Genomic DNA, 12,401 nt, shown 5'->3' with positions numbered 1-12,401 from the left:
GCCTTCGTCTCGATTGACGAAGGCAGGGCAGGGTTATGTGGCTGTGAGAGATAGGAATTACTTGTCTCGCAGCGCTACGCTCCTATACCTCATTTGGACTAGTGGACAGGTAGTTAAGTTTAGTTTTTTGCTTACTTTTTTGCGGAAATAGTTATTCATCAACAAGACTACTACTATCGCTCCGCTTTTATATTGCTCGACAAGCAATTCCTATCTCTCACTACTAAAAACCGCTAGTGTTTCGCGTACGCGACGCCCTGCTTGAGCGCAACATTGCGCGCGCGAAAGCAGGGCGGAGCGGAGGCGATAGTTTCCGTTACTAACGCAGTCGCTCATCTGCACCAGTAACGAAAAAACGCAATTATACGTTATGCACGCAGAAACCATACTGCACGAAGAACGAAAAGGTAGCAACGAGCGTTACGCACGCAGAAACCGTACTGCGTTAGCAACGAAAAAATGGTAATATGCGCGCAAATGTGGACTTACGCACGCAGAAACCGTACTGTGTTAGTAACGAATAAACGTTAGCGCTGTTTAGTGTGCTTGCCGAAGGTGGAATCGTCAGTTCGGAACCGAGCAAAGAAGCCGGTTGCCGCACTTACAACAGGTTTAAGCATAGAGCCACTTACAACAGAGTGCGCAACAGAGTGCGCGAAGCAGTGCTTAAAGCCAGCCGCAATATCGAGCGCGCCGCCGCCAAAAGCCTCCACAAACCCAGTCAAAGCAGTGCCCGAGAGCACAGATGCAACCCAGCCATGACGACCGAACGCCCCAGCAACCGCGAACATTGAGAACAGTCCAATAGACAAGAACGTAAACATAACAGCCGACTGGCCGCCAGTATGCGGCAAAGGCACTGGCTTAACAAAGGTCTCCAAATAGTACATCGTAGTGAAGAACGTTACAGGAGACATTGGATTATCAGGCGCAGCACCCTTTTCACCTTCGCCAAGTTCTGTCCAGGTGCAAGTATTTCCGCTTGACTTCTTAAACAAGATTTTATAAGTACTGCCCTGTTCTTCAGGTTCAGGTTCAGGTTCAGAACTTTCTTCTCCATCACCGTCATCTCTTACAGATCGCGATTCTCTTGCGGATCGCAATTCCTTTACACGCGATTTCAACTTTGCACTACGCAAGCTAGAACTAGAATTTTCTTTTCCACCAGATTCCTCACCACCAGTAACTTCGCCCGATTGAGAATCTATAGCACTTCTAAACTTTGAAGCGAAACTCTTTTTTACAACTCTGTACGCATAATCCTGCGATTTTTCATTCTGTTTCTTCTCTAAATTACTCGAATTATACAGTGCATGAACATAGTACGTATAAGTAGTACCACCCGAGTCTATATTGCAATCACATGTCATATTGTCATTTTTTATATCGCCAGGCTCCATTAGCTTGGCTTTAACAGGAATGTAGTATGCAATATTTTTAAAATCATCATCGTTTGAAATTGTATCTAAAATCGTAACATTATTAGTTACGACTATATTATTGCTGTGATAATTCTCATCGAGGGAGAATATTCCACCCGTAGCAAAATTACTTTTGATAGGATCATCATCAGGATGATCATCAAAACCTTGAGACTCCCATCCATTCGCAATCAACGTGCCTTTAAAACCACCAAACATACCATCAACAGAAACAGTAGTAGACTTAGAATTAGTAGGTTTTGTAAAGTTCTTATTGCTGAAATCTAATATAAGACTGTCGCCGCTTTCTGCTCCTGCATTGGAAAACATCAAAGTAAAATCCGTAACTTTTGAAATATCCCACTTGCTTAAATCCACAGCGCCGGTAAGTTTTTTGCAATCAGAAAACATGCTAGACATATTCGTAACATTGCTAACATTCCACCCTTCTAGACCTTTAAGATTACCCAAGCGAGTACAACCACTGAACATGTTAAACATATTCGTTACACTGCCAACATTCCAGCCACTCAATGCACTTATATCAGTCAATCCTGTTATTTTTACTACATCACCTTTTTTGTTTGTATGCTCAAAGTAGCAATCGGAGAACATGCTGCCCATGTTCTCAACACTGCCAACATTCCACTTTTCTAGACCTTTAAGATTACTCAAGCTATGACAACCGCTGAACATGCTACTCATTTTCGTAACACTGCCAACATTCCAACCGCTCAAAGGTTGAAGACTGGTTAAGCCATTACAACCGTTGAACATGCTGCTCATGTCCGTAACACTGCCAACATTCCAACCGCTCAAAGGTTGAAGACTGGTTAAGCTATTACAACTGCTGAACATGCTACTCATTTTCGTAACATTGTCAACATTCCACTTTTCCAAAGGTTCAAGACTAGTAAGACTGCCACAACCGTCAAACATGCTGCTCATGTCCGTAACACTGCCAACATTCCAACCGCTCAAAGGTTGAAGACTGGTTAAGCCATTACAACCGTTGAACATGCTGCTCATGTCCGTAACACTGCCAACATTCCAACCGCTCAAAGGTTGAAGACTAGTAAGAAAACTGCAGCCATAGAACATTCTAAACGTGCTAGCTAATTGGTCTGTACTGCTCTTACCTGTTTTATTCCAATTAGATAATCCACTGATACTATTGAGCTTAGAGCAATATGCAAACATGCCATCCATTTTTTTAACGTTACTTACATTCCAATTTTCTAGGCCCTTAGTATTTTTAATCTTGTAGCACAGCGCAAACATTACCATCATGTCTTTAACGTTACTTACATTCCAATTTTCCAAAAATACAAGCGAACTCATACTCTTGCAGTATTCGAACATACCGATCATTTCCTCAACGTTTTTCGTATCCCAACCTTCCAAAGCAGTAAAATCTGTTATGCTTGTGCAACCCTCAAACATTCTGTTCATGTTCGTAACATTGTCAACATTCCACTTATTTAAAGGTTCAACCGAAGCAATCGCCATCTCACCTGCATACCCGTTTATATCCAAAGCATCATGTTGATTTTGGTTCCTAATAACAGACGCGAACATGCCCTCCATATTCTTAACCTTGCTCACATCCCAACCTTCCAAACCGCTAAGATTTTCTAAACCAGTGCACCCCTCGAACATGTTTTTCATGTTCTTAACATTGCTAACATTCCAATCTCTCATACCTTTAGGATTTTGTAGACGCGCGCACCCCTCGAACATGCTCTCCATATTCGTAACCTTGCTCACATCCCAACCAATTAAACTCGTTGGATCATAAAAATTAACATAAAAGAAATCAACACCCAGTGAGGAATCCTTAAACAGATACGACATATCTGTAACATTACTTACATCAAAGTTTTTGCCATTACCAATGTAAGAAACGTTTGCCCCCGAAAAAAGACCTTCCTTATCTTTTGACAAACTACCGTAGCCATACGCTTTAACACCGTCTACAAAATCGATTTCACTACCATCAGCAGGGAGATTCTTAATTTTTTCACGAATAGCATCAAATGCGTCACTCTTCTCATTGGCACTGATAGCACAGTTCCCTGTCCCTGATTGAGACGTAATCGTAACTTTATTATTATCATCGTTAATTTCAGCCACGCAAGCAGGAAGTGCTTTAACTTGGTCTAGGGTTAATTTCTCACTATTACCCGCATCACGATCTTGTTTTTTCTTTTTGGCTTTTTCTTTTTTAGCCTTCTCTTTTGCGTCTTTGTTCTTAGCTTCGTTATTTTTCTTGTTCTTATCTACTTGCTTGCCATTTTCTTTATTGGATTTATGCTCAGGAACATTCGCAGGAACATTAGATTGCTTCTTTTCATCGCCGGCATCATTGCCTGATTTTGCGCCATTCCCGGCACCGCTACCAGCATCTTCACCATCATTGCCGTTACTTACAGACGCCACACCATTAGATTCACTACCAGCTTCCCCATTAGCTGCCCTGTTACTTTCCCCCTCTTTACCAGCCTCTTTACCCTTCTCTTTTGCGTCTTTGCCCTTATCATTCTCAGTAACAGCAGCCAAGGCAGCAGCAAACAGTGGATTCCTCGTTATGTTGGCATAAGCCATCGCCGGCAGTACTGCCACGCTCAGTGTCATAGCAACCACACACAAAACAGCACTCAACACTGCTAACACGCGATGCTTCATATTTTTCTTCATATTCCCTCACCCTCGTGATACGCAATAGTCGTTAACTCACATAAAATGGCACATATCTCTCATTTTGTACGCTGATGAAGTTCTACTGTGAACATACTATTTGCGTTCGCTATACCTTTTATAGTATACTCCTATAACTCGAAACAGTAAATATGCATAATTCATGCGGATTTGTGCTCTGCTACCAATGGCACATTTCAATAACATTCTTTATGCTTTACGCTTTATGCTTTATGCTTTACGCTTTACGCTTTACGCTTTATGCTTTACGCTTATAAAGTCACGCATTACCATATACTTACAGACGTGCGAAAAGCACGTTGGTGCGCAGTTACAATAGCGCGCAACCACAACACTACAAATGCACAACAACGCAACCACAAAACACAACGCCTCACTCATACGGGGGAAAACTCATGCTTTTAGCAGTAGACATTGGCAACACGAATATTGTGCTCGGCTTTTTGGAGCACAACAGCACTTCCGGCACCCACAGCACTTCTGACACATACAGCACTTCCGGTACCCACAGCACTTCCGACACGTACCACATTGCCGGCACATACCGCATGACAACGAAAGCAAATCACACTTCCGACGAATATGGCATTATGATTACACAATTTCTGCATTTAAGCGGATTCAAGGTAAGCGACGTTGAAGATGTGATTGTTGCTTCCGTAGTACCTAAAGTAATGCACTCGTTCCGTGCAAGTATTATCAAATTCTTGCAAATCGACCCGATGATTGTAGGTCCTGGAGTTAAAACTGGCATGAATATCCGCATCGACGAACCACGCTCTCTTGGTGCGGATTGTCTTGCAGATTGCGTTGGTGCATTTAGCGAATACGGTGCACCTGCATTGGTGATTGATTTTGGTACCGCTACTACCTACAATTACGTGGATGCAAGCGGATCTATTACATGTGGATTGATTTGTACAGGTATTCGTACTGCAGCAGCAGCTTTGTGGGATAACACAGCTCAGCTTCCAGAAGTTGAGATTGCACGACCAAAGTCGGTTCTTGCGAAATCCACGCGTCCTGCCATGCAAGCTGGACTGTACTACAGTTTTTTGGGCGGCATTGAGCGCACGATTGAGCAGTTCAAAACTGAAATTGGTGAGCCTTTTACCGTGATTGCTACAGGCGGCTTAGGTAGATTATTCGAGCAAGATGTGCAAAGTATTGACTATTATGATCCGAATCTTATTTTTAAGGGTATGGCTGCGATTTACCGGCGCAATATGCGCTAGTTACTTAGTTAATATACGCTAGTCACTCAGTCAGTTTGCACTAGTTGCTTACTTGACTTTCGCTAGTTGCTTACTCAATTTGTGCTAATCTACCTGTACATTTTGCAAGATTTACTCGCCCAAGCTGCGTAAATTTGACGTTTTATACTGCGTAAATTTGACGTTTTATACCGACGGCTACCTCATAATAAAGCCCTGATTGTAGCCGTATTCTTGCAAATCCTTGCTCCACAACTTAAGCCCTTTTCTTATGGAAATTCGAGGACCAGGGTCGTCCGGAAGCCACAGTTGACTTCCGTCGTCCTGCGTAATTCCGGCATCAATCATTTCTTGAACATTCAGACGAGCGCGCGATTTACGACTCCAATCATATGCTTGACCAACAGTTGCCCGAAAATCGCTGCGCGAATACACTTCAAACGGCAAATACCGGTACCCCGTATCCACATTGTTTGCAGCCTCAGCAAATACTCGATTAAACTTTTGACCACCAAAATATGGTATGTCAATTCCGCGCGAATCACGAATAGTTGTACGATTCAAAAATGCTGCATCCCCAAGCGTCACAACATCCGCAGGAAACGCTCCCCCACTTACACGCGTATTAATACCCTGCATGTCATGACACACAAAATTCACGAAACGCAATGCAGCTTCCGGCTTTCGGCTTGACTGCAATACCGACAGCGCAGAACCACCCATTTCCGCATTGCGCTTCTCGCCGTGCAAAGTAGGAACTTGTGCAACTTTCCACAACCCTGCTGTACCAGGCACATTCTCAAGCAACAGCGACGGCATCCATGCTCCAGCAAATACAGAAGCAATTTTGCCGGCTCCAACACCATTCTTCCAACGCTGCGTCCACGTAGTAGTGCGCGTATCAATTAAGCCTTCGTCAATCATAGACTGCCAAAACTTAGTAAACGCCTGAGTTCCCTTATCGTAGTCTAAACGAACAGTCACCGTTTTGCCGTCGTGCGAAGTAATAAAAGGCTTACCTCCAGCAAGCCAAATCATAGCATTATAAAAGCTCGCATCCCCCGAATCTGCAGCAATATACACGCCAATGTCTTTCAGCTTTCGAGCGGCGTGACGGTAATCTTCCCAAGTGTGTATTTGCGTTGCATCAACACCAGCCTGCTTAAACACATCATCGTTATAAAACCATGCCATTGGTCCAGAATCCATAGGCAACCCATACACGCGCCCGCCCAATTGCACAGACGACCATGTGCCAGGAGTGTAAAACGTTTGCGTACCTTGCACGCGATCCGTAATATCTAACAACTGACCGCTAACAGCGTATTGTGGAAGCGCAAAATACTCAAGTTGCGCAACATCTGGCATACCATAGCCGTCTTGAATAGCCCTATTGAGATTATTGTAACCACTCGTATCTTTGACTACTACACGAACATCTGGATTGAGCCGCTCAAATTCCGCCGCAAGCCGCTTCATGCTTGGTTCCCACGACCACACGGTAATGCTCGTACGAGCGTCAGCATGAGAGCAGCCTGAAATTAACAGCAAAACAACAATGCAAAGTAATGACATAAGCAAGTATCTACACTGCTTGCGTTGTTGTAAAAATCTTACCGACGTAAACATACTCTTTGCCATCCGTACTTCGCGTAATCTATGTTTACTCTACAGTTGCTTTACGATTGTTCAAAAGTTACTCAACAGTTACAGACTTGGCGAGATTTCGCGGCTTGTCAACATCGTAGCCTTTCAATTTCGCCATATCCATAGCAAATAATTGCAACGCAACTACGTCAACAAGTGGGCTTAAAAGCGTTGGGCACTCAGGTCTCCAGAACACAATATCCGCATAACGTGACGCGTCCGGATCCCCTTCTTCCGCAACCGCTATAGTAAATGCTCCACGCGCTTTGACTTCTTCAATACCGGAGATTACTTTTGAGTGCAAAACGTCTCGCCCGCGAGAAGAAGGAACGATTACCACCACCGGCTCACCGGCATCAACCAGCGCAATCGGACCGTGCTTAAGCTCGCCCGCTGCAAAACCTTCTGTAAACGTGTACGCAATTTCCTTAAGCTTCAGAGCACCCTCTAAAGCAACCGGGTAACCAACATGCCTACCTAAGAATAAGAAAGACTTAGCTTCCAGCGTATGCTCAGCCGCTTTCATGATTGCGTCAGATTGCGTATCGAGCACATGCTGGATTTTACTTGGCATAGTTTTAAGTTGCGCAACAATTTGCTGAATTTCGTCGCGATACATTGTGCCTTTTACTTGCGCCAAATACAGACCAAGCATGTATGCTGCCACAATCTGCGCTACGAAAGCTTTCGTAGAAGCAACAGCAATTTCCGGGCCAGCGTGCGTGTAAAGCACAGCATCAGATTCGCGAGGAATACTCGAACCTTGCGTATTGCAAATTGCAAGCACGCGACTTCCCTGCTCGCGCGCGTGACGCAAAGCCATAAGCGTATCCATCGTTTCGCCAGATTGTGAAATAGCAACTACCAGCGTGCGATGCGTCAAAATAGGGTCACGGTAGCGAAACTCGTGCGCAAGTTCCACCTCAACCGGCACACGCACCCAATGCTCAATCGCATATTTTGCAACCAAACCAGCGTAACTTGCCGTACCGCAAGCAACTACAATAATCTTGTCAATCGCGCGCAACACATCCTGACCAATATGCACTTCGTCAAGAACAATATTCCCCTGAGCATCAAAACGACCGCGCAAAGTGTCGGCAACAGCGTGCGGATCCTCATGAATTTCCTTATCCATAAAGGAATCCCAACCGCCTTTTTCAACAGCAGACGCATCCCAATCAACTGTAAAACACGTAGGATTTTCAACAATATTGCCGTCAAAATCAGTAAGCAGCAGGCCAGCTTTACCAGCGCCGTCAATATTGCCAATGCAAACAGCCTGATCTTGTCCGACTTCCAAAACGCGATCCGTATAAGCTACAAAAGCAGCAACATCTGAACCCAAGAAGTACTCGCCATCGCCAAGACCAACAACCAATGGCGAATCATGGCGAACAGCTGCCACAATACCCGGTTGACGTATATCAACAGCTAAGAGCGTGAAAGCACCCTTCAGCATTTTTGCAGTGCGGCGAAGAGCCGTAAACAAGTCCGGTTTGCCAGTTTCACTTACGATTTCGTTCGCGACTTTACCAAGCAATTTCGCTGCAACTTCAGTGTCAGTTTGAGAAGAAAACTCGTAGCCTTCTTCGTGAAGTTGCTCTTTCAATACCACAGCATTTTCAATAATGCCGTTGTGAATAAGCGCAATGTTGCTATCAGCACTCGTGTGAGGATGCGCGTTTACGTCGCAAGGAGCGCCGTTAGTAGCCCAGCGAGTATGCCCAATAGCTGCACTCGCTTCCGGCATAGGATGCGCACTAATATCGCTTCGTAACACAGCTAGACGTCCAGCCTTTTTACGCACAGCTACGCGATCCATTCCAGGAGCAACCAACGCCACACCTGAAGAATCATAACCGCGATACTCTAAACGCTCTAATCCACCTAAACAAACTTCCAAAGGTTTTGCGCAAACTTTTCCAAAACCTGCGTATCCTACAATGCCACACATAATCTTCTATTGTACGATACACAAGCGAGCGCACGCCAGAGATACACATAACAATACGCAAAAAAGTGATGCAAGTTACGTCTAGCGATACGTACGTTACGTCTAGCGATACATACGTTACGTCTAGCGATACGCAAATTACGTCTAGTGCTGCGCAAGTTACGTCTAACGATACGTACGTCTAGTGCTACGCAAGTTTTACAAAACGTGCTGCAGAAAATCTTGAAAACGCTCAGTTTGTGGATTCGTAATAATATCAGCAGTGCCCTGTTCGACAATAACACCACCATCCATGAACACGACTTGATCCGCAACTTCGCGAGCGAAACCAATCTCGTGCGTTACTACAATCATCGTCATTCCGTCTTTTGCAAGATCGCGCATAACGTTTAACACTTCGCCAACAAGTTCCGGGTCAAGCGCAGAAGTAGGCTCATCAAACAGCATAATCTCCGGCTTCATAGCAAGCGCGCGCGCAATAGCCACGCGCTGCTGCTGACCGCCTGAAAGCTCTGCCGGATAATGATTCATACGCTCAGCCATACCAACGCGTTTAAGCTCTTCAACAGCTAAGTCGTGCGCTTCTTGAGTATTCATATGCAACACATGCACAGGCGCTTCCATAACGTTTTCCAAAGCCGTCATGTGAGGGAATAAGTTAAAACGCTGGAATACCATACCAAGTTTTGCGCGCTGTTGAGCAATTTCCTTATCGTCAAGCGCTTGCAAACATTGCTTTCCTTTACGCGTTACTTGCTTTACACCAATACGCTCGCCATAAATGCAAATACTTCCCGAAGTCAACGTTTCAAGCTGATTAATTAAGCGCAAAAGCGTAGATTTTCCAGATCCGGAAGGTCCCAACATTACTGTTACACTACCCGGGTTTACCGTCATATTAATGCCGTTTAATACTTGCAAGTTGCCAAATGATTTATGCACGTTCTTCATTACGACTGCCGGAACGTTTGCTGCTGTAGCGTTTGCTGCTGTATCTGTCATTTTTATAATCCAATCTCATTCTTATTTCGCTACTGTATTTCGCTTTATGCAATTACTCATTAAGCATTAAAACCGAGCATCGTAGCATCGTTACGCCCTTTAACATTCTTTTGTTGAGCATGCAAAGACTGGTCGCCACGTTGACCTTTATCGGTATCTAATTGAGCATGTTTCACAATATCTCGCGCTTCAAAGCCCTTGCCAAAATGCTTTTCAAGCATAGATTGCAACACCATCAGAATAGAAGTAATAACCAAATACCAAATACTCGCCACAAGAAGCAACGGAATCGGCTTATAAATACGGTTAGCTATAGCATTCGTAGCGAACTGAAGCTCCAGCGTAAACGGTACTGCAAGAACCAAAGAAGTAGTTTTCAACATACCAATAGTCTCATTCCCAAGCGGCGGAACAATAATGCGCATTGCTTGCGGAAGAATCACTCGCCTCATCGTTAAAGCCCTACCCATGCCAAGCGCCTGAGCAGCCTCAACCTGACCAGCATCAACAGCTTCCAAACCAGCTCGCACAATTTCCGACAAGTACGCTGCTTCGTTCAGTGACAAACCTACAACAGCAGCCGTAAGCGAAGTCATAATTACATTAGAATCAATAGACCAAAACTCTACAGAAGTAAATGGAATACCAATGCCCAACCGTGGCACAAGCACGGCAAACATGCCCCAAAACACAAGCTGCGTATACACAGGCGTGCCGCGGAAAAACCAAATAAAGAACCAGCTCACACCGCGAAGAACAGGGTTTACTGACTTTCGCATCATTGCTAAACCAACAGCAAGCACAATTGCAATAAGCATAGCAAGCGCCGTTAAAAGCAAGGTCCAGCCTATACCAGCAAGCACGTTGTCGCTTATAAGGTACACACCTACTACTTGCCATTCAAATCGCGGATTAGTAATAATACTGTAAAGAAGCGAACACGCGATCACCGCCACTATAACGCCAGCGATAATAGGACCCGGCTTTTTAACCGGCAAAATGTGCTCGGCGTTAACAGCATCATCTTTCGTCGCAGAAGATTGCTTATTTGCACAATTCAATGTATTCCCCTTGTCAGTACGCTTTTTCATGCTCATCAATTATTAGTAAAATAACCAGTATCGGTAAAGTAGCTAGTATCAGTAAAGTAACCAATGCCAGTAAAGTAACGAAATAATCTGAGTCGCAAAATTACGACTCAGATTAACGATAGCAGGTACAACCTGATGTAATTATTAAGATTGTAACTCAATCACATCTTAGGATTTACTACAGTTTTATCAATAGCAACATCCTCAACACCCCACTTCTTGAGAATATCCTTATAGATGCCGGACTTCATAAGCTTATCAATGCCAGCTTTCACCGCTTTAAGCATGGCAGCATCACCCTTCTTCACAGCTGCACCCATTGGCTCAGCATCCTTGCTATTAGCAAGAATCTCAAGTTTTCCAGCGTTCTTAATAGCCGCATAACCAGCTACTGGAGTATCCGCATACATAACGTCAGCGCGACCAGAAAGAAGAGCTGTAGTTGCGTCAGTCTGCTCCTTGAAACTCATAATTTCGAGAGGCTTATCTTTCTTCGCAGCACACTGCTTCTTGGCTTCTTCCATAATCGGTTCACCAACAGTGCCAGTTTCCAAAGTCACTTTCTTACCGCAAAGGTTCTTTGGATCAACTTTAGTAGGATTTCCCTTACGCACTTCAAATGACAATCCAGCATTCGCATAAGTTACAAAATCAACGGACTTCATACGCTCAGCATTTACTGTAAAGCCCGAAATACCAACGTTATACTTGCTGCCGATTGCAGGAATAATGGAATCAAATTGAGCATGCATAATCTTAGCATTTAAGCCCATAACTTTTGCTAATGCTTTAGAGAAATCAATTTCGTAACCAACAGGAGTTTTGCCGTCGGCAGCAAAGAACTCAGCAGGAGCATAACTTACGTTTACACCAACCGTAAGCTCACCAGTTTTCGCAACTTCCGCCGGAACCAATGCCGCAACAGCATCATCCTTCTTAACCTGGCTCACGTCGTAGCTGCGAGCAACATCTGGATCCGCTGCTTTGGAATCGGCTGGACCACACGCAGCAATACTGCCGAGCAATACCAAAGACGCAAGAGCAGCAATAGGCTTCATAGATTTCAACATAGTTCTTCTCCTCGTATGTGTATTAAGAATCTATAATTTGCATTGATGTGTATAACTATACACGATAACCCTACTATTCTCACAATTATTTATACAAGATATGTATATACAGAGATAAGTATGCTGTTTATTAGTGAAATACTTGGCTTTTTGCGAAAACCTAACGCATATTATGCGTAATATTGAATATTATACGGCGTGTCGCGCAAACGCGGGGTAAATAATCGCAGCGCGAAAGCAGGTCGTCGTGCACATCAGTCACAACCTAGTTTCTAAAGCAC

Annotated in this window: 7 protein-coding genes; 1 reads left to right on the top strand and 6 read right to left on the bottom strand. The window is 44.2% G+C overall.

Annotation, left to right across the window (positions count from 1 at the left end; translation table 11 throughout):
- Positions 1 to 527: 527 nt before the first annotated feature.
- Positions 528 to 4,118 carry a BspA family leucine-rich repeat surface protein gene (locus HMPREF3208_RS06170; RefSeq protein WP_064347804.1) on the bottom strand — a complete coding sequence of 1,197 codons (3,591 nt, stop codon included), beginning with the start codon at positions 4,116 to 4,118 and terminating at the stop codon, positions 528 to 530.
- Positions 4,119 to 4,534: 416 nt separating this feature from the next.
- On the opposite strand from HMPREF3208_RS06170, the gene HMPREF3208_RS06165 reads away from it, so the two are divergent.
- Positions 4,535 to 5,374 carry a type III pantothenate kinase gene (locus HMPREF3208_RS06165; RefSeq protein ID WP_064347801.1) on the top strand — a complete coding sequence of 280 codons (840 nt, stop codon included), beginning with the start codon at positions 4,535 to 4,537 and terminating at the stop codon, positions 5,372 to 5,374.
- A gap of 177 nt (positions 5,375 to 5,551) precedes the next feature.
- Here the strand turns inward: HMPREF3208_RS06165 and HMPREF3208_RS06160 are convergent, their stop codons facing one another.
- The 5 genes from HMPREF3208_RS06160 to HMPREF3208_RS06140 form a co-directional block, all read right to left on the bottom strand.
- Positions 5,552 to 6,928, bottom strand: coding sequence for an ABC transporter substrate-binding protein (locus HMPREF3208_RS06160; protein ID WP_419471014.1), 1,377 nt, complete (start codon positions 6,926 to 6,928; stop codon positions 5,552 to 5,554).
- Between the two features lie 121 nt (positions 6,929 to 7,049).
- Positions 7,050 to 8,957: a glutamine--fructose-6-phosphate transaminase (isomerizing) gene (glmS, locus tag HMPREF3208_RS06155; protein ID WP_064347796.1), complete on the bottom strand. Its 1,908-nt coding sequence runs from the start codon at positions 8,955 to 8,957 to the stop codon at positions 7,050 to 7,052.
- A gap of 198 nt (positions 8,958 to 9,155) precedes the next feature.
- Positions 9,156 to 9,959, bottom strand: a complete 804-nt coding sequence (locus HMPREF3208_RS06150) for an amino acid ABC transporter ATP-binding protein (protein ID WP_016637009.1) — start codon at positions 9,957 to 9,959, stop codon at positions 9,156 to 9,158.
- 59 nt (positions 9,960 to 10,018) lie between these two features.
- A complete protein-coding gene (locus HMPREF3208_RS06145; protein WP_016637010.1) occupies positions 10,019 to 11,056 on the bottom strand; it encodes an amino acid ABC transporter permease in 1,038 nt (345 codons plus the stop codon).
- 155 nt (positions 11,057 to 11,211) lie between these two features.
- Positions 11,212 to 12,120, bottom strand: a complete 909-nt coding sequence (locus HMPREF3208_RS06140) for an ABC transporter substrate-binding protein (protein WP_016637011.1) — start codon at positions 12,118 to 12,120, stop codon at positions 11,212 to 11,214.
- Positions 12,121 to 12,401 lie beyond the last annotated feature (281 nt).

This window comes from Gardnerella vaginalis (genome assembly GCF_001546485.1).
Taxonomy (GTDB): Bacteria; Actinomycetota; Actinomycetes; order Actinomycetales; family Bifidobacteriaceae; genus Bifidobacterium; species Bifidobacterium vaginale_D.
The sequence above is the reverse complement of the archived record's forward strand: the minus strand, read 5'-3'. Positions and strand labels throughout refer to the sequence as shown.